The following is a 26778-nucleotide window of genomic DNA, read 5'->3' on the forward strand; positions in this document are numbered from 1 at the left end:
GATTTCTCGCAATCTTCTTCACGCTCGGCATGGTCGCGCGAAATCAGACCTTCGCGATCGCCACCCGCACGCCGTCGCCGATCGCCGCGCCGTCCAGCACCGTATCCGTGCCCACGAATTCGAAACTGGTGGCCAAGATCTCGCCGGCGATGAGGTCGCGGTGGGTGTCGGCCCACGCGGCAAACTCCGCGGGCACCGCCATCTGCACCGCGATCCGGTCGGAGACCTCCAGTCCCGTCGTCTTGCGCAGCTCCTGAAGCTCGCGGATCCGGTCCTTGGCCCAGCCTTCGGCTTCGAGCTCCTCGGTGACGGTGCCGTCGAGCACCACCAGCCCGGCCCCGTCGGGCAGCGCCGAAGTCCATTCCGGGTCCGCCGCAACGAGTTTGGAGGTGTATTCGGCCGGTTGCAGCACCACCGGGCCCGCGGTCAGGGTGCCGTCGGGATTGACCACACCCTCACCCGCCTTGACGGCCTTGATCGCGGCCTGAACGTCCTTGCCGATCCGAGGTCCGGCGACCCGGGCGTTGACGGCGAGTTCGAACTTGCCATAGGCATCGATGTCGTCGGTGAGGTCAACCGCCTTGACGTTCAATTCGTCGGCGATCAGGTCGCCGAACGGCGCGAGCGCATCCGGGTTGTCCACGGCCACGGTCAGTTTCGGCAGCGGCAGGCGCACCCGCAGCTTCTTGGCCTTGCGCAGCGACGAGCCCACCGAGCACACCTCGCGCACCTGGTCCATCGCCGCGACCAGATCGGGATCCTTCGGCAGCACGTCGGCCTCCGGCCAGTCGGTCAGGTGCACCGACCGCTCGTCGGTCAACCCGCGCCAGATCACCTCGGTGGCCAGCGGCAGCAGCGGCGCGGCGAGCCGGCTGGTCACCTCGAGCACGGTGTGCAGCGTGTCGATGGCGTCGGCGTCCTCCTCCCAGAACCGCGAACGTGACCGGCGCACATACCAGTTCGTCAACGCTTCGGTGAACTGCCGCAGCTCGTCGCATGCCCCGGAGATGTCGCAGACGTCCAGCGACGCGGTCAGATCGTCGCGCAACTGCGCCAGCTTGGCCAGGATGTAGCGATCCAGGACGTTCGTCGAATCGGTGCGCCACGTTCCCTTCTGCGGCGCGTAGAGCGCCAGGAAACTGTAGGCGTTCCACAGCGGTAGCAGCACCTGACGCACGCCCTCGCGGATGCCCTGCTCGGTGACGATGAGGTTGCCGCCCCGCAGGATCGGCGAGGCCATCAGGAACCACCGCATGGCGTCGGAGCCGTCGCGGTCGAACACCTCGCTGACGTCGGGATAGTTGCGCAGCGACTTGCTCATCTTCTGGCCGTCGTTGCCGAGCACGATCCCATGTGCCACACAGGTTTTGAATGCCGGCTTGTCGAACAGCGCGGTGGCCAACACGTGCATGGTGTAGAACCAGCCGCGGGTCTGGCCGATGTACTCGACGATGAAATCGCCCGGGAAGTGGGCGTCGGCACCTTCGGCACCAGCTTGATTCTCGGCACCGCCGACACCGTCGAACCAGGCCTGATTCTCGAACGGGTAGTGCACCTGCGCATACGGCATGGACCCCGAGTCGAACCACACGTCGAACACGTCCTCGATGCGGCGCATGGTGGACTTGCCGGTCGGATCGTCGGGGTTGGGCCGGGTCAGCTCGTCGATGTAGGGCCGGTGCAGGTTCGTCGGGCGTACTCCGAAGTCACGCTCGAGCTCATCGAGACTGCCGTACACGTCGATCCGCGGATACGCCGGATCGTCGGACTTCCACACCGGAATAGGGCTGCCCCAGTAGCGGTTTCGCGATACCGACCAGTCACGCGCATTGGACAGCCACTTGCCGAACTGACCGTCCTTGACGTGCTCGGGGTACCAGGTGATCTCCTTGTTGAGCTCGACCATCCGGTCGCGGAACTCAGTCACCTTGATGAACCACGACGACACCGCGCGGTAGATCAACGGGTTACGGCACCGCCAGCAGTGCGGATAGGAGTGCTCGTAGGTCTCGTGCCGCAGGAGGACCGCGCCGTTGGCGCCAGCTGATCCGTCACCGTTCTTGAGATCCCGGATGATCTGCGAATTGGCTTCGAACACATGCTGACCCACGTAATCGGGAACCGACGCGTCGAACCGGCCCTTGGAGTCCACGGGTGTGACGGCGACGATGTCGGCGGTGTCTGCCGTGGCCTTGTCGTCCTCGCCGTAGGCGGGCGCCATGTGCACGATGCCCGTACCGTCCTCGGTGCTGACGAAGTCTGCGGCGAGCACCCGAAATGCGTTGGGCGAGTCCATGAAATATGGGAACGGCGGCAGATAGGGCATGCCCACCAGGTCCCGGCCCGGATAGGTACCGAGGACCTCCGGCTCCTCACCCAGCTCGCGTGCGTAGGCGGCCAGCCGGGCCTCCGCGAGGACGTACCGCCGCCCCTCGGAGCCTTGCACCAGCACGTAGGTGATGTCAGGGTTGACGGCCACGGCCTGATTGGACGGCAAGGTCCACGGCGTCGTCGTCCAGATCAGCAGGTGGGCGCCCTGCAGTGGCCCCTCGGTCACCGAGAACCCGACGGTCACCGCAGGATCCTGGCGGCTCTGGTAGACGTCGTCGTCCATCCGCAGCTCGTGGTTGGACAACGGGGTCTCGTCGTTCCAGCAGTACGGCAGCACGCGGTTGCCCTCGTAGGCCAGGCCCTTGTCCCACAGCTGCTTGAAGGCCCAGATGACCGACTCCATGAAGGTGGGGTCCAGGGTCTTGTAGTCGTTGTCGAAGTCCACCCAGCGGGCCTGCCGCGTGACGTAGGCGCGCCACTCGTCGGTGTACTTCAGCACCGAGGCACGGCAGGCATCGTTGAACTTCTCGATACCCATCGCCTCGATCTGCGCCTTGTCGGCGATGCCCAACTGGCGCTGGACCTCGAGCTCGGCGGGCAGGCCGTGGGTGTCCCAGCCGAACCTGCGCTCCACCTTGTAGCCGCGCATAGTGCGGTACCGCGGCACGATGTCCTTGACGTAGCCGGTCAGCAGGTGGCCGTAGTGCGGCAGGCCGTTGGCGAACGGCGGACCGTCATAGAAGACGTACTCCGGTGCGTCGTCGCGGCGCGCGATGCTGGCCCGGAAAGTGTCGTCGCCGGCCCAGTAGTCCAGCACCTCAAGTTCGCGCTCCGGAAAATTCGGTGCGGCGGGCTTGGGATAGGCGCTCACGTCTTCGTCTCCTGTGCCTGTGTTGCGCCCGGGGGCCCAACTGCGTTCAAGGCACGGGGACGACGTCGCGCAGGTGCGCGAGCGCCGCGGTACCACCCCGCTTGCACACGAAAACTCGTGCGCCGCTCAACTTTCGGGCGATGACGGGCCCACCCGCCCGGTTCTACTGAGCCGCGTTGCGGGGAACCCGCGCAGCCGTTCTTCCGGAGGCTCCCCGGTGATGGCCGGATCGACGCCGCTGCAAGCAGTCTAATGAGCAGTGCAAATCGCGCAGGCGGCAGCTAGCCGGAGGTCACCTCGATGAGCGCGAACGGGAACTGCTCGGCCAGTTCCGCCACCGTGACCGGATCGAAACCGCGGGTGTCGTACGTCCATTCGAGTTGCAGTCCGGCATCGGAACCGGGGCGCACCAGCAGTGACAGCAAATACCCCGCGGGTGCTGTGGATCCTCGGCCTTCGGCGTAGCCGAAGTGGACGTTCGCGCACGAGTGGTCGCGGGACGGACCCGTTGAGCGGGTGACCGTCGTCAGCAGGTCGTAGCCGGACAGGCTCCGATGGGAACTGCACGCCACCGAGGCCCGGCGCATCACCTCACTGTCGAGGTCGACGTCGAGCACGCCGTCGCCGATGGTGCGGGCGACGGTGCGGCCAAGGGCGGCCAGCAGGATCTCCTCCGGGCTGCTGCCCATGGCGGCGCAGGCACCGGCCAGTTCTGCGCCGAGCACACCGTCGAGCGCACTCGTCGTCGTCGCCATATCGGATTCGCGAGGTGGCGTCGCGGTGGGGTAGTCGGAAAACCAGCTCGTGGTACCGGGATGCAGCAGCGGAGCGACCATGGGGATCACGTTAGCCACACTGTCCCAATTTTGGGAGAGTAGTGCCAAAAGTCTGACATGAGTGTCAATAAAGAAATAGCTGTGAGCAAACCGATCCAGGCTGCCCAAAGTCGATGATCAGGGCTATGGTGTGGTGATGCCCCGCACCGATGAGAACGGCAGGCAACTCAAGGCACTGCTGGACTACCTGCTCGACGGCGAGATAGACGCGAAGGCCATCTATACCGCGCTCGGCACGTCGAGCAGCACTTACTATCGGCGCATCAAAGAGTCCGACTACCCCAATGCCGAGGAGCTCAGGCAGGTCGCGGACCGTTTCGGGCTCAGTTACCCCGACCTGCAGATCAGGTTCGGCCTGATGAGCCGCCAGGAAGTCTGGCACTACATGGAGTCAGCGCCGGTGACCGTCGCGGCGTCGGACACCAGGACGCGAACAGCACGCCCGGCAAAGTTGTCCGAATTAGCGCCTCGCCCCGACGCACCGCCGCTTTAGCCATACAATCAGCTATCCGTTGAATCTCGTCGAATCGACTTTCCGATGTCAGTAGCCGTGCTCATAACGATCACCCTCGGGTGCATTGCCTGGAGCTTGTGGATCCGGCGTGTCACGTGGTCGTGCCGATGGGAGGTCGCGGCCACCCTCAACATCGCCCTGCAGGGTCTCGCGGTGCTGCTCATGTCGCCGCTCGCCTCGGAAACCCTCGGTCGGGTGCTCCATGAGCTGACCGGAAAGTGGAACGTCGAGGACTACATCGGTCACGACTGCTACATCGTGGCGGCGTCGGCCATCGTCTACAACACCCTGGGCCGGTTGCAGGACGACGATGCGATGCAGCGCTCGTTCAAGCAGTACGTCGAGCGGCCCGCGACCCTGTGCATCCCGCTGCTGCTCGCGACGTTCTCGCTGGGCAACGGCGCAAAGGTCTATCGCGCCGACTTCTTCACGGTGCCCACCGACTTCTGGCTCAGCGCCTATTGGATCCTGCTGTGCGGCACGCTGACCTACCTGTTGCTCTACGGCGCACGGGCGATGATGGTGTTGCGCAAGGATCCGCGGTCCCGGCGGATCGCGAACATCTATCTGATCGCCTCCGTCAGCGGCATCCTGGCCTGCGCGGTGCGCATCACCACCGCGTGCTTCCCGGTGTTGCAGCCCTGGGAGAACGGCAAATTCGTCTGGCTGTTCGCCTGCATGTGCGGTGCGGTGTTCGCGCTGGCCTCGGCACACTCGTGGCGCATCAAGACCCGCTGGCTCTCGATGCACAGCCAGCGCTGAGGGCTCTGGCCGTTCCGACGCGGCGCTCAGCGTCCGCCTGCCGCGTCGGCCAACTCCAGGTCATCGTCGGCGGCGGTGTCGACTGATTCCGAGTCGCTGTCCTCGTCGTCGGGCGCCTCTGCCCGACCGTGGCCATGCCTGCCTTTCGACGGCCACCAGTTGAACTTCCCGATCAGTACCGCAGCAGCCGGCACCGTGATGGTCCGGACCAGGAACGTGTCGAGCAGCAGACCGACGCCGATGATGAACCCGATCTGCACGATGCTGGCGATGTGGCTGACCGTCAGCGCGAGCATCGAGGCGGCGAAGATGAGACCCGCGGAGGTGATCACGCCGCCCGTCGCGCCCACCGTGCGGATCACACCGGAGGGGATCCCCAGCTTGGACTCGTCGCGTATTCGGGAGATGAGCAACAGGTTGTAATCGGCGCCGACCGCCACCAGGACCAGGAAGGCCATGCCAGGAACCGTCCATGACAGCTCCTGGCCCAGGATGAACTGGAAGAACACGACGCCGATACCCAGCGCCGAAAGGTAGGACAGCACAACCGAGATCACGAGGTACAGCGGTGCCACGATCGCGCGCAGCAAGGCCACCAGGATCAGGAACACCACGATCAGCGTCACGCACACGATGTAGCGGATGTCGGCGTTGTAGTAGCCACGGACGTCACGGTTGACGGCCGAGAACCCGACCATCGAGATCTTCGCATCGGACAGCGTCGTGTTCGGTTTGGCGCTCTCGGCGGCGGCCAGGATCTGTTCGATCTGGTCCATCGCCGAGCTGCCGAACGGGTTGAGGGCCGTCTGAACCAGATAGCGCACGGTGTGGCCGTCGTCGGAGACGAACAGCTTGGCGGCTTTCTCGAACTCGGCCTGGGTCAGGATCTCCGGGGGGATGTAGAACCCCGACATCGGTGGGCTGGCGGCATCGCGCTTCATGCCGAGCAGGAAGGCCGAACCCTGGTCCAAGCCGGTGCCCATGCCCTTGGTCTGATCGACGAGCAGCTGGACCCCGTCGGCGAGCTGGCGGCTGGAATCGGCCAGGAGATTGGCGCCGTCGATCGCGGACGAGATCTTCTGCTGCAAGCCGGTCGGATCGCTCATCCCCAACTGCTGCAGTGCGTTGGTCACCTTGGTCACCGTCGTCCCCAAGCCGCGGATGGAGTCATCGAGGGTGTCGCTGCCGTCGGTGGCCTCCAGCTGCTTACTCAGGTCGGTGAGCGTGTTGACGCTGCCGTCGTCGTACGCGGCGACCACGCGCTGCAGATCGGCCCGCGAGGACACGCACGCCGGGTCGATGTTGCACGCCGGGCTGGCGTTGAGTGCCGTGACCGCGGGCAGCGCCCAGTTGTAGAGGTCTTTGACCTGGGCGACGTTCTTGTTCAGCGCGCCGCCGAGCGAACGCATGTTGGTGACGAGCGTGGCCCTCTTGTCGATGTCGGCGAGCGTCTTGGAACCACCGAACTGGGTCTGCAGGTCGGTCAGAGCACCCACCAGCCCGCGAACCGAACCGACCGCGGTGAGCACCTGGCTGCGGATCTCCCCCAGCCCGTCGGCAAGTTGATGCGCACCGCCTGCCAACTTGTCGAGGTTGGCGTTGTTGCTCTCGATGAGGTTGGAGGCGTCACGCAGCTTGGCCCCGACCTCGCCGGCCTGATAGGTGGCCTTGGCCTGTTCCAGCACCTCTCCGGTGGGCCTGGTGATGCCGCGAACCTTGTCGATGTTGGGTACCTGACTGACGCGCTGGGCCATCTGCTCCAGATCGGCAAGAGCTTTCGGACTGCGCAGGTCTTGCGGTGACTCGATCAGGATGAACTGCTGCAACGTGCTGCTGACCGGGAAATGCCGGTCCATGGCCTCATAACCGCGGTTGCTCGACGAGTCGGCAGGCAGCAGCTTGCGGTCGTCGTAATTGAACTTGACCATCGCCGCGCAGCCGGCCAATGCGACGAGAATGACGAGGCTCGACACCACGTGCAGCACGGGGCGCCGCACCACGTGGACGCCCGAGCGTCGCCAGAATCGGCCCGTCACGTCCTTGCGGGGCTTGACCCAACCCCGCCGCCCGGCCAGCACCATCAGCGCCGGAAGCATGGTGATCGATGCCAGGAAGCCGAACGCGATGGTCACCGCCAGCGCAGGCCCGACGGTCGCGAAGGCGCCCAGGTGGGCGAAACTCAAGCCCAGGAACGTGATCGCCACCGTCGCCGCCGAGCCCGCGATCACCTCGCCGATCGACTTCAGCGCGGTGGCGACGGCGACGTCGGAGGTGATGCCCTCACGCAGACACTCCTGGTAGCGACTGAAGAGGAAGACGGCATAGTCCGTACCGGCGCCCATCAGCATCGCCGTCATCAAGACGATGGTCTGTGGGCCGAGCCCCAGACCGACCTCGCCCAGGGCCGCCACCACCTGTTGGGCCACCACCATCGAGACGCCGATGGTGAGCAGCGGCATCAGCATCGCGACCAGATTGCGGTAGACCACGATGAGGATGGTCAGCACCAGCACCACGGTCGAGATCTCGATGAGGTGCTGATCGCGCGCCCCGACCTTGTCGATGTCGTCGAACGTCGCCGCCGCACCCACCACGTTCACCGTCAGCGCCGAGTCGCGGGTCGCGTCGTGCACCGTGTCGATGGCGCTGCGGTAGGCCGCCTGACCTCCTCCGGTGCCCATCGTCCCGGACAGGCTGATGGGCAGCGTCCACGCCTTCTTGTCCTCGCTGGTCATCACCTGACGCAGTTCGGGGATGTCGATGAAGTTCTGCGTCGAGGTCACGCTCGAGTTGCCCTTGAGCTTGCCGACCAGATCGCCGTAGGTGGCCTCGTCGGCCGGTGACAACCCGTTCTCGTCGGTAAGCACGACGACGGCGAAGTTGCCCGCGGCCGCCTCGTGGAAGGCGTTCTGCATGTGTTGGCTGGCCACCAGGACGGGCGAGTCGGCCGGCAGCAGGTCCGGCGGGTTCTTCTGGGCGACCACCGTCAGGGGTGGCACCGCCAGCAGCAGCGTCACGGCGAGGCCCACCCACGCCACGATGATCAGCACCGGTCGCCTGACAACCAGCCGACCGAGGACGGCGAAGAACCCGTCGGCGAAGACGCCGCGGGTTCTCAGGCCGTTCAAGAAAGCCAACAAGTTCTGCTACGCGATCCTCACGTCGAGGCGGTTGAACTGGTCGTTGCGGTACTGCTCGACACACGAAGCGCGCCGGATCTTGCCACTGGTGGTGATCGGGATCGCACCCCTGGGCACCAGCACGAGGTCCGCGGCACTGAGCCCGTAGGCCTGCGAGATCGCCGAGGCCACATCGCGTTTGATGTTCAGCAGATTCTCCGCTGCCGCTTCTTCGGTGTCGCCCCGCTTCTTGACCTCGATGATGGCGACGAGCTGTTCGCTGCGGTCCTCTTCGACCGCGATCGCCGCCACGCGTCCGCCGGTGATCTCACCGATCGTGGCTTCGATGTCGTCGGGGTAATGGTTGCGTCCCCGCACGATCAGTAGATCCTTGATGCGCCCGATGATGAACAGTTCGCCGTCGGAGATGAAGCCGAGGTCTCCGGTGCGCAGCCACGGCCCTTCCGGCGTGCCCGCCGACGGGCCGGCCAGGGTGGCCCCGAAGGTGTGCTCGGTCTGCTCGGGCTTCTCCCAGTAACCGATGCAGTTGTTTTCACCGTGCGACCAGATCTCACCGATGGCGCCGGCCTGGACCTCGAGGCGGGTCTCGGGATCGACGATGCGGACCACCGGCGATTCCGGAGTGCCGTACCCGACCAGCTGCGTGCCGGGTCCCGTGCCGGTCCGCTCCGCATGCCCGACCGAGAGCTTCTCGGGTTCGAAGGTGACGACGCTGGGCGGCCCCGGCTCGCCGGTGGCGACATAGAGCGTTGCCTCGGCCAGACCGTAGGACGGCCGCAGCACCTCTTCGCGGAAACCGAATTTGGCGAACCGCGCAGCGAAGCGCCGCAGGGTGGCCTCGTGGACGCGTTCGCTACCGCTCATCACCGCGAGCACGTCGCCCATGTCCAGGCCGGCCATGTCCTCGTCGGTGGTGCGCGCCGCGGCGAGTTCGAAGGCGAAGTTGGGGCCCGCCGTCAGCGCGCGGGGATACCGCGCCATCAGCTGAGGCCAGCGCGCGGGCTTGGCCAGGAACTGCAGTGGTGTGGTGAACACCGTGTGCCAGCCGCCGAGGATCGGGGCGACCACGCCGTGCATCAGCCCCATGTCGTGATAGAACGGCAGCCACGAGACCACCGTGGTGCCCGGGGGCGGCACCTTGCCGAAGTGCGGGAAGAAGTCGCACATCATCTGTTCGAAGTTGGCTGTCAGGTTCCGATTGGTCACCATCACCCCGGCCGGGGTGCGGGTCGATCCGGACGTGTACTGCAGGTAGGCGGTCGCCGGACGGGCCTCACGGGCGCTGATCGCCTTCACCCGGGCGTCGAGATCGAGCGTGTCGACCGCGATGATCGCGGGCTCCGCGCAATCCCCTTGCCGGACCGCGTATTCGGTGACATCCGCGGTGGACGGCGAGGTGGTCAGGATCACCGACGGGCGGCAGTCGCCCAGCACCGCCGACACTCGCTCGTCGTGCACGCCCCCCATCGGCACCGACAACGGAACGGCGATGAAGCCGGCCTGCAGCGCGGCGAGGAACGAGATGACGTATTCGAGGCCCTGCGGAGCCAGGATCACCGCACGGTCCCCTACCGAGCCGTTCTGCCGCAGGACGTGCGCCAGTCCTCGCACCTTGCGGTACAGCTGCGCCCAGGTCAGCGGGACGGGCACGCCCTCGGGATCGTGATCGTAATCCAGATACGTGTAGGCAACGTCGTCGGGCTGCAGGCTGGCGCGTTCCCGCAGCACACCAATCAGCGTCGTATCGGTCATCGAATTCAGCCTTTCTCAGCTGTTCCAGTCGATTTCGGCGGTGAGATCGAACTCGGCGAGGGTCTTTGCCGCCAGTTCGGCCAGTCTGGCCTTCGAATTGTGTTCTCCCGCTTGGTATCCGGTGATCCCGATGGACACCTTGCCGCCCACGCGGGCGGACACCAGCACCAGTTGCCCGGCGGCGTCCTCCAACTCCTGGCCAGTGGTGCCCTGATCGACACCGCGGAACACGATGTACTCGGCCTCGGTGCCGTCCACGCATGTCACGTCGGACGGAAGATCGCCGAGGTTGGAGCACGACACCGGCAGATCACCAGACGCGAGGAAGCCGTCGGCGACCCGTTTCAGCAGCCGCTTGGGCACCAGCGGGGTCAGCGGCAGTAGTTTGAGAGTTTCGTCGGGCGTGTCGCGCATGGTCTTGAACGCCTGCCGGATGACACCACGGACGCCGGACTGGTCGGTGGTGACCGGCAGCGGGTCGACGCACGCGGTCGCCAGCGACATCGCGTTGGCCCGCGTGTCGCCTTCGGTGCGGTCGTTTACCGCGATCAGCAGCGTGACGTCGCCGTCGGCGCCACAACGTCCCATCCGCTCCCCGAGCCTCGCCGCGAAACCGGCCAGCATCGAATAGCTGTTACCGCCAACGGCTTCCGCTCGGGCGTTCCAGTCGGCCAGGTCGACGAACACCGAGATCGTCGGCAGCACAATCGGTTTGTCGCCGTCGGGCACCACCGGCTTCGAAACCGCGGGCGCGGCCTCGTCGGGGTTCTGCCCGCGCAGCTGCTTGACCGCGTCGGCGACGATGCGGGCGACCTCGGGCAAGCTCGACGCGGTCTCCCTGACATCGCGCAGTATCGCCCGCCGCCGCGTGCGGGAGTTCGGCGGTGGGTAGCCGAGATCGGGGCGCCTGCCTGCGATCGCGTCGGCGATCACCATCACTCCCCCGACGCCGTCACCGAGGCAGTGCGAGGCCACCACTGTTACCGCGGTCGAACCGTCGGTCACCGGCAGCACGCCGAGATGCCAGCCGGGCCCGTTCTCGGGATCGATCGGCAGCTGGGCCCGCTCGTCGAGCCAGTCGCCGATCTGCGCCCGCGGGCGCGGCTCGGCGACGTCAAGCGGAGCCTGGGGTCCCAGCGCGGACACCCAGCGGTACCGGCCGAACGGCAACGGGGAGCGCTCGATTCGGCGGCCGAAGAGCCCGCCGCCGAAGTTCTGGTGGAATCGGCGCAGCCCGTCGAAGTCGATCGGGTGGTCGTACACCCATGTGCACTGCATGACCTGGATCCGGCCGGTGGCGCGCATGGTCCGCACCGCCGCCTCGTCCCACAACGCGAGGTGCTGCTCCGGCCGACCACCGACCGGTGAGGTCGATGACCGTGTCGGGGAATGAGATTGAGTCATCGGACGCCCTACTCGATCTTGCCGGTGAGTTCGAACCCCGCGAGGGTTTCGCCGACCAGGCTGTGCAGCCACGGCGTGGAGTTCTCCGCGCCCGGTTGGTAACCGACGATGCTCAGCGAGATGGTGCCGCCCACCCCACAGGCGACCACGGTGAGCAGGCCGCAGCGTTGCTCGATGGCCTGGCGGGTGGCGTACCGGTCGACCCCGCGGAAGTAGACGTAGTCGGCCTCGGTGCCGTCGGCCATCGCCAGCGCGGACGGGACGTCGCCCATGTTGGAGCAGGACACGGGCAGGTCGGCGGCGAAACCGAACACCACGTCGGCCATTTTGCGCACCGCCCGCTTCGGGATGAACGGGGTCAGCGGCAGCAGCACCAGGGTCTCGTCGGGCGCATCGCGCGCGGTGGCGATGCCCTGTTTGATCGCGGCGCGGGCTTCGGTGAGATCGGTGGTCACCACAGTCGGGTCGATTGCGACATTGACCAGCCGAACCGCGTTGGCGCGGGAGTCCCGATCAAGGGTGCGATCATTCTGCGGGATGTTGAGCGTCACCAAACCGTCGGTGGCACGCACCCGCCCCATCGACTCCGCGAGCTTCGCCGCGAATCCTGCGACCAGCGAATAGCTGTTGCCACCAAGGGTTTTCGCGCGAAGGTTCCAATCCTCATGGCTGAGGTACACGGTGACCGCAGGCATGTACACGCGTTCATCTGCCCCCGAGACCACTCGGGGCCGCGCTGCACTCGACCGGGCGATGTCGTCACGCCGACTGCGGGCGAGCTTGACCGCGGCCCGCAGGGTACGGGCCAGCTCAGGCGTCCCCCGCAGCGTGTCCAGCAGATCCGCCCCGATCGCCCGCCAACGGGTACGCGACCCTGGCAGTGGATGGCCGAAGTCGGTCTTGTTGCCGTACACCGCATCCAACACGGTGAGGATGCCCGCGCCGCCGTCACCCAGGCAGTGCGAGCCCACCAGGCTGATCGCGGTCGAGCCGTCGCGCATCGGCAGCACGCCCATGTGCCAGCCCGGGCCGTGCTCGGGATCCAGAGGCATCGACGAACGCTCGTCCACCCATCGGCCCAAATCCGCGCGGTCCCGTGGTTCGGCGATGTCCAGGCGCGCCTGGGGACCCAGTGCGGAGACCCAATGGTGTCGGCCGAAAGGCACCGGCGAGCGCTCGATCCGCCTGCCGCACAACCCATATCCGATCGCCTCGTGGAACCGTCGAAGGCCGTCGTAGTCGACCGGTCGTTCGTAGATCCACACGCACTGCACGACGGCCTCCTGGCCGGTGGCGCGAAGGCCCAGGAACATCGCCTGGTCGGTGAACTCGAGCCGGTGATCGCCCATGCTCATGCGGTTTTCAGGTCGAAGTCGTCGACATCGGTGAACGGCCGCACCGCGTCGTGGCCCTCGATCACCCGCAGGTAGGCCGCTTTCATCGCGTCGAGGTAGCGCAGCACCGATTCCCTGGCGATCGGATTGCTCGGGAACGCAGCGGTCACCGTGGTCCGGTCTTCGACCCGGTTGACCCACATGCCGACCTGGTAGGCCGACCGGGAATCGCTGTAGATGGTGCCGCCGAGGCGCTGCCACTCACCGATCACCCCGGGTGAGAGCAGACCGGCATCCAGATACGACAGCATCGGTACGCCCGGATCGGGAGGGCGGATGCCGCTCTGCGGATCGGCCAATTCGAGCACCCGCTCGAACGGAACATGCGCCAGATCCATCCCGCCGTCGAACGACAGCTGTGCGGCCCGGGCCGTCGCCGCGAACGACGCCGTCGACACCGGCACCGTGATCGGCACCAGCCCGGTGAACCAGCCCGTCGTCATGAACTCGGCCTCGGTGCGCCGAGTGGTCGTCGGTGTGATGACGCTGTAGGTCTCGGCACCGGTCAGCGCGTACTGGGCCAGCGCCCCGCAGGCAAAGACCCCACCGCTGAATCGTGCGCCCGCCGCCATGCAGGCCGACTCGAACCGGTCGCCCTGCTCCTTGTCGAGCAACTCCACGGTGACGACGTCCCCGGTGTACGGCAACGACGGATCTCCCAGGGGTAACGGAAAGCGTGGCAGCGTCCCGTCATTGGCCTCCAGGAAGCTCATCCAGTCGCGGATCTCCGGTGAATCCCCGTCGAGCCCGGCGGTGAACTCCCGCTGTTGTACGCAGTACCGGTCGTAGCTGCCTGCCTCCGGCAGCTGCAGCGGTGCCGCCCCGTGCACCAGCGCGTGGTACATCATGTGGATCTCGACGAAGGCCAAACCCATGAACATGGCATCGGTGTGGACGTGGTCGACGCTGATGTAGATCGTGAAATGTGCAGGGCGCTGGATGATTCCGAAGTGGAAGCAGTCCCACTGCCACGGATCGGGGGTGGCCAGGACGTGGTCGCGCCACTGGTGCGCCGACATCTCACCGTGCTGGGTCGGCACGAACTTGATGTCGCGCGGGTTGTCCACCTTGTGGCGGACGATGCGATCGTCGTCGGTGTACTCGAACCAGCTGTGGAACGTGTCGTGGCGGCGCAGGTACGCGTTGATCACGTGCGTCATCGCACGGACGTCGCAGCGGCCGGGGATGTCCCACGCCGGGACGTTGAGCCGGGCCATGTCGGTACCGTGCGACCGATGCTTGCGGTATGCCAGCAGATGTTGTTCCTGCTGGTAGCTCACCGGCACGTCGCTGACCGGCGCCTCCCGAACCTTGGCCACCGAGGCCCGCGACGGGTGCCACGACACCAGCTCGCCGGGTTCACCGGCCCAGTCGTGGATCGGCTTCATCGCAACCACTGGACATCTCCTGTCTCGACGACAGCGCTGGACGGTATGCGTGATCCTGCGGCAGCTGCCATCACGACGGAACCGCTACGGGCGACTCAGGGGCCAGGGCGTCGCAGAGACGCTCGGCGAGAACCCGGACCGTGCTGATATCCGTTGCCCCGATTCGAATTCCGGTTTCCGCCTCGATCCGGGTGCGCACCTCAAGGGTGCCAAGCGAATCGAGACCGTACTCGGCCAGCGGGCGGTCGGGATCGACCGCGCGACGCAGGATCAGGCCGATCTGCTCGGCGATCATGCGGCGCATCCGGGCCTGCCATTCGCCCCGGGGCAGTGCGTGTAGCTCGGTGAGGAAAGCGCTGCCGCCGCCCCGGTTGCCGCCCGCGGACCGGAACGCCTCGGCGAAGCGGCTGTTCTGCGCGAAGGCGGCGAGCCACGGTGTTCCGACCACCGGCGCGTAACCGCTGTAGGCGCGGTCGTGGCGTAGCAGCGTGGAGAACGCGTGGGCGCCTTCCTCGGGTGAGATCGCGGCTCCCGAGTCCTCGGCCAGGCCCGTGCCGCGACCGATCTGCGACCACGGTCCCCACGCGATCGCCAGTGCGGGCAGCCCCTGGCTGCGTCGCCAGTGCGTGAACGCGTCCAGCCAGCTGTTGGCCGCGGCGTACGCGCCTTGCCCGGGCGAGCCGACCAGCGCTGCGGCCGAGGAGAACGAGCAGAACCAGTCCAGCGATTGCTTGCGGGTGGCCTGATGCAGGTTCCAGGCACCGTAAACCTTGGGCGCCCAGTCTCTTTCGACGAGTTCGTCGGTGATGTTGGCGAGCACGGCATCGTCGACGACCGCGGCGCCGTGCAGCACACCGCGCAATGGCAAGCCGGTGGCGCACGCCGCCTCCACGAGGCGAACGGCGGTGGCCGGTTCGGCGATGTCGCCGAGTTCGACGGCGACCTCGGTGCCGGCCCCGCGGATCCGTTCGATCACGGCCTGCGCTCCGGGTGTCGGCGCGGACCGGCCGTTGAGCACGATCCGACCGCAGCCCGCGGCCGCCAGTGTCTCGGCGAGGAACAACCCGAGACCGCCGAGGCCTCCCGTGATCACGTAGGCGCCGTCCCGCTGGAACACCGGAGCCTCTTCCGGCGGCACCACGGCCGAGATCTGACCTCCGTGCGGGATGTCGAGCACCAGCTTGCCGGTGTGCTCGGCCGCACCCATCACGCGGATGGCGGTGGCGCCGTCCTGCAACGGGTAGTGCGTGGTCTGCGGCAACGGCAGTGTGCCGTCGGCGATGCGCTGGTAGCAGACCTCGAGCAACCGGCGCACGGTATCGGGCTCGGTCAGCGCCAGCAGGGCCAGGTCGACGGCGTAGAACGACAGGTTGCGGCGGAACGGGAACAGCCCCATCCGGGTGTCGCCGTAGATGTCGCGCTTGCCGATCTCGATGAACCGGCCGCCGAAGGACAGCAGTTCCAGACCGGCCCGCTGGGCCGCGCCGGTGAGCGAGTTGAGCACGATGTCCACGCCGTAGCCGTCGGTATCGCGGCGGATCTGCTCGGCGAAGTCGATGCTGCGCGAATCGTAGACATGCTCGATGCCCATGTCGCGCAACAGGTCCCGCCGTGATTCACTGCCTGCGGTGGCGTAGATCTCGGCACCGACCGCACGCGCCATGGCGATGGCCGCCAGCCCTACCCCACCCGTCGCGGAGTGGATGAGCACCTTGTCGCCGGCCGACATCCTCGCCAGGTCATGCAGGCTGTACCACGCGGTCGCGTGCGCACTGGGGACGGCGGCCGCGCGGTTCATCGGCACGCTCGGCGGCAGCGTGACAGCGAGATTGGCGTCGCAGGTGACGAACGTCGACCACGCCCCGTCTGCCGAGATCCCGCCCACGCGGTCCCCGACCTGATGGCTGACGACACCCGCACCCACCGCAGTGACCACACCTGAGAAGTCGGCGCCCAGCTTCGGCAGCCGGCCCTCGAAGCTGGGATACCGGCCGAAAGCCACGAGCACGTCGGCGAAGTTCAGGTTGGACGCGGTGACCGACACCTCGATCTGTCCGGGCCCCGGCGCCAACCGCTCGAACGCGGCCAGCTCCAGCGACTGGATGTCACCAGGTGTGCGGATCTGCAGCCGCATGCCCTCGCGGGCGGGGTTGATCACGGCGCTGCGGCGTTCCTCGGGCCGCAGCGGACCCGGAACCAGCCGTGCCACATACCAATTGCCGCCGCGCCAGGCGGTCTCGTCCTCGTCGGAGCCGGACACCAGTTGCGCCACCACCCGGGCGGCGTCGGTGTAGTCGTCGACATCGATCTGGCTGGCCTGCAACCGCGGATGCTCCATGCCGATCACCCGGATCAGGCCGCGCAGCCCCGCCTCTTCCAGGTTGACCGTGTCCTCGGCCAGCACCGTCTGGGCATTGCGGGTCAGCACGTGCAGTCGCGGCGGTTCCCCGTGCACCTCGGGCAGCTCGCGTGCGATGTGCACCAGGTGGCGCACGGTGTCGCCGCCGCGGATGCCGGACTGTTCATCCGTGGCGCCGCTGCGCGGCGCGGTCACCACGAGCACGTCGCTGAACGGCCGGGCCGCGAGGTGTTCGCGCAGCCGCTCGGCGCGGGCTGCGTGATCGGAGTGCTGCGGCCACGCCATGGTGGTGACCTCGACGTCGTGGGTCTTGAGCGCATCGGCCAGCTTGGTCGCCATCAGATCGGCCGCGTCGGACATGCTGATCAGCAGCCAGCGTCCCGGATCGCTGAAATCCTCTTCCGGCAGCTCCTGACCGCGCCATTCGACGGCCAACAGACGTTCGTTGAGCGTGCGCTCACGCTGCCCACTCGCCGATACGCCGGTGCCGAGCTGCAGCCCGGCGATCGCAAGCAGCACGGCACCCTGCTCGTCGAACAGATCGATGTCGACCGACACGCCCGTCGGGGTGGTCTCGGTGATCCGGGCGAGGCAATAGCGCACATTGCGGGTCGACCCATGGGCCCGCAGCCGGCGTACACCGAGCGGCAGCATCAGCGCACCGGTGCGGTCGTCGCGCAGCTGCGGATGCGCACCGACGGCCTGAAAGCAGGCATCCAGCAGCGCGGGGTGGATGCCGTACACGCCCTGCTGTGACCGGATCGAACCCGGCAGCGCCACTTCGGCGAGCACTGTATCGCCGTGCGGCGCACCGACATACGCCGCGACCAGACCGGAGAACGCGGGGCCGTACTGGATGCCGCGGTCGCTGTAACCGGCGCGCATCTCGGCGCCCTCGATCCGCTGCGGGTGGGCGACGAACAGCGCGTCGACGTCGTAGGACGGCGCAGTCGCCGCGCTGTCGTCGAGCAGCAGACGGGCGCCGCTGCGACGCACCTGCTCACCCTCCTGCAGGGTGTCCACCGCGAAGCCGGCGGCGCCGGGCCCGGTCACGGTGGCGGCCGCCGACACCAGCGTCTGCTCCTCGAGCAGCAGCATCTGGTCGAACGTGATGTCGTTCACCTCGGCGTCGTCGCCGAGCACGGCGCGTCCGGCGGCCAGCGCCATCTCGCAGTACGCGGCACCCGGAAGTGCGGCGATGTTGTGCACCTGGTGATCGCCCAGCCATGGCTGCGTTGCGGTGCCGACATCGGCCTGCCAGACGTGGCGTTCGGGTTCCTCCGCGAGTCGCACGTGGGCACCGAGCAGCGGATGCACTGCCAGCACGGCTCCGCCGGGGGCGAGCTCATTGGGGTCACGGGTGAGGATCAACTGCCGCCGGTTCCAGGTGGGCAAAGGCGCGTCGACCAGCAGGCCCTGGGGGTAGAGCACCGAGAAGTCGACACGCGCACCCGCGGCATGCACGTCGGCCACCACCGGCAGCAGGCCGTTGGGCAGTACCTGGTCGCGGCGCAGGCTCGCCAGGGCGACGTGTGGGATGTCGAGCGCACGGGCGGTCTGATCCACGGCGTGGGTCAGCAGCGGATGCGGCGCAAGTTCGGTGAACACCCGGAAGCCGTCCTCGAGGGCGGCCTGTACCGCGGCGGCGAAGCGCACCGTGTGCCGCAGGTTGTCCACCCAGTAGTCGGCGTCCCAGTCGGCAAGGTCCCGTGGGTCGTACAGGGTGGCCGAGTAGTACGGGATGGTCGGTTCGGCGGGGTCGAGATCGTCGAGTTCGTCGGCGAGCTGGTCGAGGATCGGGTCGACCTGCGGCGTGTGGGACGCGACGTCGACGGCCACCTCGCGGGCCATGATGTCGCGGCTCTCCCACTCGGCTACCAACGCACGGATCGACTCCTTCGCACCGCCGACCACGGTCGACTTGGGCGATGCCACCACGGCCAGAACCACGTCGTTGACACCGCGGGCGGCCAGCTCCGAAAGCACCTGCTGGGCCGGCAACTCGACCGATGCCATCGCACCCGCACCGGCGATGGTCGACATCAACCGCGAGCGTCGGCAGATGACCTTGACACCGTCGTCGAGCGACAACACCCCGGACACGACCGCCGCGGCGACCTCACCCATCGAGTGTCCGACGACCGCGCCCGGCTCGACGCCGCGGGCCCGCAACGTCGCCGCCAAGCCGACCTGGACCGCGAACACCGTGGGCTGGACCCGGTCGATTCCGGTCACCACGTCTGCTGCCGTCATGGCCTCGGTCACGGAGAACCCGGACTCCCGCGCGATCAGGGGTTCGAGCTCGGCGACGGCTGCGGCGAATGCGGGCTCGGATGTCAGAAGTCCCGCACCCATCCCAGCCCATTGCGAGCCCTGGCCCGAGAACACCCACACCGGTCCGCGATCGCCCTGCGCGACCGCGGCCTCATAGGGCATCTCGCCGTCGGCGATCTCCCGCAGTCCGGCGATGAGGCCGGCTCCGTCCTCGGCGAGCACCGCGGTGCGCACCGACCGGTGTGCCCGGCGGCGGGCCAGGGTGTAGGCCAGATCGGTCACGTCGACGTCGGGGCGGTCGGTCAGCCACTCGGCCAGGCGCCCCGAGGTCCGCCGCAGCTCATCGGCCGACGTCGCCGACAGTGCGAACAACGACGAACCGCTCGGCTTCGGGTCGCGGCGTTCGGTGGCGGTGGCATTGGGCGCCTGCTCGAGCACGGCGTGCACGTTGGTCCCGGACAACCCGTAGGAGGACACCGCGGCACGACGCGGGTAAGCGTCGGAGCCGGGCCAGGCGACCGTGGCCTGCGGCACGAACAGCCCGGTCTCGATGCAGGCCATCTGATCGGGCAGCTGGGTGAAATGCAGATTGGGTGGCACCGTGGCGTGCTGTAGGGCCAGCACGGCCTTGATGAGACCGACCGCGCCGGACGCCGACTGGCTGTGGCCGAAGTTGGTTTTCGACGAACCAAGCGCGCACGCCGCCGACGTTCCGTAAACCGTTGCCAGGCTTGAATATTCGATCGGATCGCCGACCGGAGTGCCGGTGCCGTGAGCCTCCACGAGCCCGACGGTGGCCGGGTCGACACCGGCCACCGACAGCGCCGAACGGTAGACCGCGACCTGTGCGTCGCGCGACGGCGTTGCGATGTTGACGGTGTGGCCGTCCTGATTGGCCGCGGTGCCGCGGACGACGGCCAGGATGCGGTCGCCGTCGCGTTCGGCGTCGGCCAGTCGCTTGAGCAGCAGCACCGCGGACGCTTCGCCGGACACGAAACCGTCGGCTGCCACGTCGAAGGCATGGCAGCGGCCGGTCGGCGACAACATGCCCTGCGCCGAACCCGAGGCCAGTTTTCGCGGCTCGAGCACGATGCACACGCCACCGGCCAACGCCAGGTCGCTCTCGCCATCGTGCAGGCTGCGGCACGCGTTGTGCACCGCGAGCAGGCCCGACGAGCAGGCCGAGTCGACCGAGTAGGCCGGGCCGTGCGCGCCGAGGTGGTAGGCGATGCGGCCGGAGGCGAGGCTGAAGTTGTTGCCGGTGAAGCCGTACGGCCCCTCGATGGAGTGGGCGTCGGCCGCGAGGAGCTGGTAGTCGCCGTGGGTCAGGCCCATGAATACGCCGGTCAGCGATCCGGCGAGGGTCGCGGGGTCGATACCGGCGTGCTCGACGGCTTCCCACGCGGTTTCCAGAAGCAACCGGTGCTGCGGGTCGATGGCCGTGGCCTCGCGGTCGCTGATGCCGAAGAAGTCGGCATCGAATCCGGCGACGTCGTCGAGGAATGCGCCCCACTTGGACACCGACCGCCCGGGCACACCGGGTTCGGGGTCGTAATACTCCTCGGCGTCCCAACGATCCGTCGGTACGGTGGTGACAAGGTCGTCGCCGCGTAGCAGGGCCTGCCACATCTGTTCTGGGGAATCGATACCGCCAGGCAGACGGCAGGCCATTCCGATGACAGCTACCGCAGTGACTGGTGCCTCAACCACCAATTTCAACCTCTTTCAAGACGTCTACGCAGACAATTCGGGACGAGCGCCAGTGCTGCGACACCGAAGGGCGAAGACGCCTCGCGCTCCCGCCCGGACCTCGCCGCCCGGCGTCCGGCCGACGAGTTCGTCGGGCGAACACGTCCGATCGGGGCGAACCGGCAACTGGGGTTTCCAGCCACACGGTCACCTCTCTCGATACCGGCGACGAACGAACTAAGAAGTGCCAAAAAATAGTGCTCGATGCGTCAACGTCGACGCACGCTACCTGATCCCGCATCCATTCGGAATGTTGCCAATCCGAGTGCGTAGCGTAGCGCTTCGCCTGTGGGCAATGTTGGAAACAATGGATCGCAAAAATGCTGACATTCCTCCACGGCGCCCTCTGCCGCACCCGCACGTCGGTCGGTTACGTTCGGCACGAGTGTCGGGAAGTCATCGCCGACCCCTTGTCGCGCGTAATGGAATACGCTGCACCACAATAGTTTTACGAATCTGCGCCCAGAGGTGACGTCGTTCGACGGGCCGTGCATCAGCACCTCGCGAGTGCGCGCGCACGCGTAATTGATGGGCTCCGTGCTGTCAACGGCGCGACTCCTCGGCATCCGAATCGCTATTGCTAAGCAATACTCAGCTGATTCTAAGGAAAGTGACAGAGAGTTTGCTGTTCACTCATTCGCAAACTTCGAATTCCACAGTGGAGCAAATATGCAACACATGCTGAACACGCATTTAATATGCCTGCCTAATTGATAGCTGACTGTGCAGTCGACAAGTCTTGTATCCGTCGTTGCGCATGCAATGACCTGTGACAACCTCATCTCCGCGCGGCTGCCGGGGCGAGGTGGACACCGTCGGCGTTCGCCATGGCACCCGCCCGGCCCTATGCCGGATCCAGCGGCCGTCATGCGCAATTAACCCAGAGGGCAAATCCGCCCCCGCCGGGGAGGCTTCGCTCATGCCACGCCGGCCCGAGGCGCGGTAAACCCAAACGTGAGATAGATCACTGGGCGGTGTGTCGCGTTACACCGGCCACCAAAATCGTCACAACGCCGGACAGCGGCCCCCGCGGATGCAGGTCAGCCGGCGACCGGCTTGGACAGCTCGAACGGGCCCGAACCGAAGTCGGGCACCGGCTGGTAGCCGCGGCGGCGCGCCGCCGCGACGTCCTTGCGGATGACCGCGTTGAGGGCGACGAACGCTGTCATGTCGAGCACCATCGGGGTGACCAGCCGGTTGTGCACAAATCCGATCGCCAGGCCACTGGCCGGGTCCGCCCATCCCACCGACCCGCCCATGCCGACGTGCCCGAAACCGGGCATGACCCCGAACGGCACAGAGTGGTACCCGAGATGGAACGACAGCGGCACGACCAGATTGCGGTCGCGCTGCAGCGCCGACGGCCCGGTGAGACGGGCGACCGTTTCGGCGGAGAGGAATTCGACGCCCTCGAACCGGCCGGCGTTGGCGATCGCGCCGTACATCCTGGCCAGCCCGCGCGCTGTCGCGACCCCGTTGGCGGCCGGTATCTCGCTGTCCAGGAATGGGGTTTCGCCCCGGATCAGTGACATCACGCCGGGTACGTACATCGAGCCGAAGGCGCCGGAGCGAGCCAGCCCCGCCAACTTGGGTGCGACGAAGTCGAAAAGGTGATTGGGCCAGCGCCGCTGGGGCGCGAGAATCTGCGCCGCACGCGTGGGCGCACCGACGGGAGGCCTGCCCAGATGCAGACCGTCGGTGCGCAAGGGCTCGGCCAACTCGGCCCGCATCAGATCGCGCATACCCTGGCCCGTGACGGCCCGGGCCAAGCCCGACAGCAGCCAGCCGTAGGTCAGTGCGTGGTAGGCCGGCTTGTCGAACAGCACCGCACTGACCGGGGACGCCGCGATGCGCTCCTCCATCAGCCTGGGGTTCAACAGCTCGGTCAGGCTCACCCCGTTGAGCTGTGACAGGCCGGCGCGGTGCGCCATGACCTGCCGGACGGTGATACCGGCCTTGCCGTTCTCACCGAACTCCGGCCAGTACGCGCACACCGGGGTGTCGTAGTCGAGCAGGCCGCGGTCGACGAGTCGGTGGATGACCGTCGACGCCATCCCCTTGGTCGCCGAGAACACCATCGCGCCGGTGTCGGCTGTCCAGAACTCGGTGCCCGCACGGTCGGAGAATCCGGTCCAGACGTCGACGACGGGCTCACCGTCCTGGAACACCGCCAGCGCGCCGCCGCCGAACCGGCGGCCGGGGAACAGCTGCGAAAAGGCCCGCAGGGTGCAGCCGAAATTGGCGTCCGCAGCACCTTGGACGCCGTGCGGGAGCGCGACGCTGCGTCCCCGACAGTCACTGTCCGACACAGCTCCGAATTTACCTGGAACCCCGGCTAACTACTGCCGTGTTACCGATCTGTTAACGCCATTCGGCCCGAACGTCACCCCATCGGCTTGTCGTCGACCTTGAAGTCGATGTTGACCTTGCCGTCCTTGACCGCTTTGACGGTCGCGGTGACGCCGTATTTGGTGCCATTGCCAGCGGTCAGCACGCAATGCTGGGTGGCGCCCACTTTGCCCGCGATGCCGTCGTCGCATGTCACTGACTTGGCCTTTTTCTTGGCCGCCGCTTCCAGCCTGTCCTTGGCCATGGATTGCAGCTCGGTCTTCGACACAGTCGGCTGGCTACCGCCGCTGCATCCGGTGAGCAGCACGCCGGCGACCGCGGTGCCGGCCACCAGGAGGCGCAGCGTGGAGTTCACACGTGACATTCGGTTCGAACCGCCCTTCGGTTGCTGTCGGTGGCCATCATTGCGCCGCGTCGAGTATCTGCTGCGCAGCCAGAGCCGGTGTCAGTTCGCCGTCGCGTACCTGGCGCTCCACCTGCGCCCGGATGCCACGCACGTTCGGGTTGGACAGCAGCCGGTCGAGCACGGCGTCGCGGACCATCGACCAGGTCCAGTCGACCTGCTGCTCGCGGCGCCGCTTGTCGAACTCCCCCGCGTCGCTGAGCACCTGCCGGTGCTTGAGCACCGTGTCCCACAGCTCGGCCAGGCCGTCGCCGGTCAGTGCGCTCATCGTGAGAACTGGTGGGCGCCAGAGAGATTCGCGTGGATAGAGCAAGCGGATGGCCCCGGTGAGTTCACGCGCGGCCTGCTTGGCCTCGACGGCGTGTTCCCCGTCGGCCTTGTTCACCACGATGACGTCGGCGAGCTCCAGCACACCCTTCTTGATGCCCTGCAGCTGATCTCCCGTGCGGGCCAGTGTGAGGAACACGAACGTGTCGACCATGTTGGCCACGGCGACTTCGGACTGCCCCACCCCGACCGTTTCGACCAGGATGACGTCGTAGCCGGCGGCCTCCAGCAGCACGATGGTCTCGCGGGTGGCCTTCGCGACCCCGCCGAGTGTCCCCGATGTCGGCGACGGCCGGATGTAGGCGTCCGGGTGCACCGCCAGCCGCGCCATGCGGGTCTTGTCTCCCAGGATGGAGCCGCCGGTGCGCGTCGAGGACGGATCGACCGCCAGCACTGCCACTCGGTGGCCGGCCTCGATGAGGTGCATGCCGAGGGCTTCGATGGTGGTCGACTTGCCGACACCGGGCACCCCGGTGATCCCGACGTGCATGGCCGTGCCCGCGAACGGCGTGAGTTCGAGCAGCAGCTGCTGGGCCTGATCCCGATGATCGGCCCGGGTCGATTCGACCCGGGTGATGGCCCGCGCCAGCGCGGCGCGGTCACCATCCCGGATCGCGGCGGCGAGATCCTTAACCGTGTCGGCCACTAGTTCAGCTGATAGCCGAGCCGATCAGCCAGCTTCTGCAGCAGGCCGATGGCCGCGTCGGCGATCACCGTGCCGGGCGGGAAGATCGCGGTCGCGCCGGCCTCGTACAACTCGTCGAAGTCGCCGGGCGGGATGACGCCGCCGACCACGATCATGATGTCGGGTCGACCCACCTCGGCCAGCGCATCCCGCAGCGCAGGCACCAGGGTGAGATGCCCGGCGGCCAGCGACGACACCCCGACGACGTGCACGTCGTTGTCGGCGGCCTGGCGGGCCACCTCGTCGGGAGTCGAGAACAGCGAGCCCACGTCGACGTCGAAGCCGATGTCGGCGAACGCCGTCGCGATCACCTTCTGCCCGCGGTCGTGGCCGTCCTGACCCATCTTGGCCACCAGGATGCGGGGACGGCGTCCGTCCGCCTCGGCGAATTTCTCCACCAATTCCGTTGCGGTGCTCACGTTCCCGGCCTTTCCGACCTCGTCGCGGTAGACGCCGGCGATGGTGCGGATTTCGGCCCGGTGCCGGCCGTACACCTTCTCCAGGGCGTCGGAGATCTCACCGAGGGTGGCTTTGGCACGTGCGGCGTCGATCGCCAGGGCGAGCAGGTTGTTGCCCAGCCCGTCCTCGCCGGTGACACCGGTTTCGCCTGCGGCGCGGGCAAGTTCGGCCAGCGCGGCCTGGGTGGCGGCCTCGTCACGCTCGGCGCGCAGCCGCTCGAGTTTGGCGATCTGCTCGGCACGCACACGCGAGTTCTCGACCTTGAGGACCTCGATCTCCTGATCCTCGTCGACCTGGTACTTGTTGACGCCGATCAGGGGCTGGGCACCGGAGTCGATACGGGCCTGGGTCCGTGCCGCGGCTTCTTCGATGCGCAGCTTCGGGATGCCGTCGCTGATGGCCTGCGCCATGCCGCCGTGTTCGGCGACTTCCTTGATGTGGGCGCGGGCCTTCTCGGCGAGCTGGTGGGTCAGCCACTCGACGTAGTACGAACCGCCCCACGGGTCGATCGGCCGGGTGGTGCCCGACTCCTGCTGCAGCAGCAGCTGGGTGTTGCGGGCGATGCGGGCCGAGAAGTCGGTGGGCAGCGCCAGCGCCTCGTCGAGCGCGTTGGTGTGCAGCGACTGGGTGTGCCCCTGGGTGGCGGCCATGGCCTCGATGCAGGTTCTGGCGACGTTGTTGAACACGTCCTGCGCGGTGAGCGACCAGCCGGAGGTCTGCGAGTGCGTGCGCAGCGACAGGGACTTGTCGTTCGTGGCGCCGAACTGGGCCACCAGCTCGCTCCACAGCAGCCGGCCCGCGCGCAGCTTGGCCACCTCCATGAAGAAGTTCATCCCGATGCCCCAGAAGAAGCTCAACCGCGGCGCGAACTTGTCGATGTCGAGGCCGGCGTCCAGGCCGGCCTTGATGTACTCGACGCCGTCGGCCAGGGTGTAGGCCAACTCCAGATCGGCGGTCGCACCGGCCTCCTGGATGTGATAGCCCGAGATCGAAATGCTGTTGAACTTCGGCATTTTCGCGCTGGTGTAGCCGAAGATGTCGGAGATGATCCGCATCGACGGTTTCGGCGGGTAGATGTAGGTGTTGCGGACCATGAACTCTTTGAGGATGTCGTTCTGGATGGTCCCGGCGAGCTTCTCCGGCGGCACACCCTGCTCCTCGGCGGCCACCACGTACAGCGCGAGGATCGGCAGCACCGCACCGTTCATGGTCATCGACACGCTCACGGTGGACAGGTCGATGCCGTCGAACAGCTGCCGCATGTCGAGGATGGAGTCGATGGCCACGCCGGCCATGCCGACATCGCCCTGCACCCGCGGATGGTCCGAGTCGTAGCCGCGGTGGGTCGCCAGGTCGAAGGCCACCGACAGGCCCTTCTGACCGGCCGCGAGGTTACGCCGGTAGAACGCGTTCGATTCGGCAGCGGTGGAGAAACCAGCGTACTGGCGGATGGTCCACGGCTGGTTGACGTACATCGTCGGATAGGGCCCGCGGACGAACGGCGGGGCACCCGGGAAGCTGTCCAGCGGGTATCCGGCCTCGACCACGGCGTCCCGGTCGGCGGCGATGTAGACCGGCTTGACGTCGATGCCTTCCGGGGTGGCCCAGGTCAGCTGCTCGGGGGCGTACCCGTGGGCGGCCGCGGCCTCGGCCACGTGGATTTCGACGGCCTGCGGGGTGGCCGGCTCGCCGGTGCCCTCGCCGCGCAGCGGTACCTCGGCGAAGCTGCCGATCGGGGTGGCGGACGGGGCCGGGCTGCCGGCAACATCGTTCAGAGTCAT

Annotated in this window: 14 protein-coding genes; 2 read left to right on the forward strand and 12 right to left on the reverse strand. The window is 67.3% G+C overall.

All coding sequences use genetic code 11. From position 1 onward, the window contains the following. Positions 1 to 43: 43 nt before the first annotated feature. Together ileS and BTO20_RS18305 are read right to left on the reverse strand one after the other, a co-directional pair. Entirely contained in the window at positions 44 to 3202 is a 3159-nt protein-coding gene (gene ileS / locus BTO20_RS18300; RefSeq protein WP_087077716.1) for an isoleucine--tRNA ligase, read from the reverse strand. A 281-nt stretch (positions 3203 to 3483) separates the two neighbouring features. Continuing rightward, a complete protein-coding gene (locus BTO20_RS18305; RefSeq protein ID WP_232491187.1) occupies positions 3484 to 4038 on the reverse strand; it encodes a hypothetical protein in 555 nt (184 codons plus the stop codon). Positions 4039 to 4174: 136 nt separating this feature from the next. Between BTO20_RS18305 and BTO20_RS18310 the strand changes: the two genes are divergently transcribed. Both BTO20_RS18310 and BTO20_RS18315 read left to right on the forward strand, forming a co-directional pair. Then, positions 4175 to 4531 (forward strand): XRE family transcriptional regulator, encoded by a 357-nt coding sequence (locus BTO20_RS18310; protein WP_198343973.1) that lies wholly within the window; start codon positions 4175 to 4177, stop codon positions 4529 to 4531. Positions 4532 to 4576: 45 nt separating this feature from the next. Next, complete coding sequence (locus BTO20_RS18315; protein WP_087077719.1) at positions 4577 to 5314, forward strand: hypothetical protein; 738 nt, start codon at positions 4577 to 4579, stop codon at positions 5312 to 5314. A gap of 26 nt (positions 5315 to 5340) precedes the next feature. Here the strand turns inward: BTO20_RS18315 and BTO20_RS18320 are convergent, their stop codons facing one another. The 10 genes from BTO20_RS18320 to scpA all read right to left on the reverse strand — a co-directional run bounded on the left by BTO20_RS18320 (position 5341) and on the right by scpA (position 26778). Then, on the reverse strand, positions 5341 to 8451 hold the full coding sequence (locus BTO20_RS18320) for an MMPL/RND family transporter (RefSeq protein ID WP_408632118.1): 3111 nt from the start codon (positions 8449 to 8451) through the stop codon (positions 5341 to 5343). Positions 8452 to 8460: 9 nt separating this feature from the next. Beyond that, on the reverse strand, positions 8461 to 10206 hold the full coding sequence (locus BTO20_RS18325; protein WP_087077720.1) for an AMP-binding protein: 1746 nt from the start codon (positions 10204 to 10206) through the stop codon (positions 8461 to 8463). A gap of 15 nt (positions 10207 to 10221) precedes the next feature. After that, positions 10222 to 11610 carry a WS/DGAT/MGAT family O-acyltransferase gene (locus BTO20_RS18330; RefSeq protein ID WP_198343974.1) on the reverse strand — a complete coding sequence of 463 codons (1389 nt, stop codon included), beginning with the start codon at positions 11608 to 11610 and terminating at the stop codon, positions 10222 to 10224. An 8-nt stretch (positions 11611 to 11618) separates the two neighbouring features. Next, entirely contained in the window at positions 11619 to 12965 is a 1347-nt protein-coding gene (locus BTO20_RS18335; RefSeq protein WP_232490761.1) for a hypothetical protein, read from the reverse strand. Beyond that, positions 12962 to 14401: a condensation domain-containing protein gene (locus BTO20_RS18340; protein ID WP_198343975.1), complete on the reverse strand. Its 1440-nt coding sequence runs from the start codon at positions 14399 to 14401 to the stop codon at positions 12962 to 12964. Before BTO20_RS18340 ends, BTO20_RS18335 begins: the two co-directional genes overlap by 4 nt. 61 nt (positions 14402 to 14462) lie before the next feature. Beyond that, positions 14463 to 20735, reverse strand: coding sequence for a sulfolipid-1 biosynthesis phthioceranic/hydroxyphthioceranic acid synthase (pks2, locus tag BTO20_RS18345; protein ID WP_087077723.1), 6273 nt, complete (start codon positions 20733 to 20735; stop codon positions 14463 to 14465). Between the two features lie 1079 nt (positions 20736 to 21814). After that, entirely contained in the window at positions 21815 to 23083 is a 1269-nt protein-coding gene (lipL, locus tag BTO20_RS18350; RefSeq protein WP_087077724.1) for an esterase/beta-lactamase LipL, read from the reverse strand. 74 nt (positions 23084 to 23157) lie between these two features. Further along, on the reverse strand, positions 23158 to 23487 hold the full coding sequence (locus BTO20_RS18355) for a DUF4333 domain-containing protein (protein WP_232490762.1): 330 nt from the start codon (positions 23485 to 23487) through the stop codon (positions 23158 to 23160). 37 nt (positions 23488 to 23524) lie between these two features. Beyond that, the gene (meaB, locus tag BTO20_RS18360) at positions 23525 to 24499 is read right to left on the reverse strand and encodes a methylmalonyl Co-A mutase-associated GTPase MeaB (protein ID WP_087077725.1); all 975 of its coding nucleotides are present in this window, start codon (positions 24497 to 24499) and stop codon (positions 23525 to 23527) included. Beyond that, positions 24499 to 26778 (reverse strand): methylmalonyl-CoA mutase, encoded by a 2280-nt coding sequence (gene scpA / locus BTO20_RS18365; protein WP_087077726.1) that lies wholly within the window; start codon positions 26776 to 26778, stop codon positions 24499 to 24501. The genes meaB and scpA overlap by 1 nt, the downstream gene beginning before the upstream one ends.

Origin of the sequence: Mycobacterium dioxanotrophicus (assembly GCF_002157835.1) — a bacterium.
GTDB lineage: Bacteria > Actinomycetota > Actinomycetes > Mycobacteriales > Mycobacteriaceae > Mycobacterium > Mycobacterium dioxanotrophicus.

Coding starts and splice junctions, on each gene's coding strand:
- BTO20_RS18305 (WP_232491187.1), bottom strand. CDS start 4,038: ATGGTCGCTCCGCTGCTGCATCCCGGTACCACGAGCTGGTTTTCCGAC.
- BTO20_RS18310 (WP_198343973.1), top strand. CDS start 4,175: ATGCCCCGCACCGATGAGAACGGCAGGCAACTCAAGGCACTGCTGGAC.
- BTO20_RS18315 (WP_087077719.1), top strand. CDS start 4,577: ATGTCAGTAGCCGTGCTCATAACGATCACCCTCGGGTGCATTGCCTGG.
- BTO20_RS18325 (WP_087077720.1), bottom strand. CDS start 10,206: ATGACCGATACGACGCTGATTGGTGTGCTGCGGGAACGCGCCAGCCTG.
- BTO20_RS18330 (WP_198343974.1), bottom strand. CDS start 11,610: ATGACTCAATCTCATTCCCCGACACGGTCATCGACCTCACCGGTCGGT.
- BTO20_RS18335 (WP_232490761.1), bottom strand. CDS start 12,965: ATGAGCATGGGCGATCACCGGCTCGAGTTCACCGACCAGGCGATGTTC.
- BTO20_RS18355 (WP_232490762.1), bottom strand. CDS start 23,487: ATGTCACGTGTGAACTCCACGCTGCGCCTCCTGGTGGCCGGCACCGCG.
- scpA (WP_087077726.1), bottom strand. CDS start 26,778: ATGACTCTGAACGATGTTGCCGGCAGCCCGGCCCCGTCCGCCACCCCG.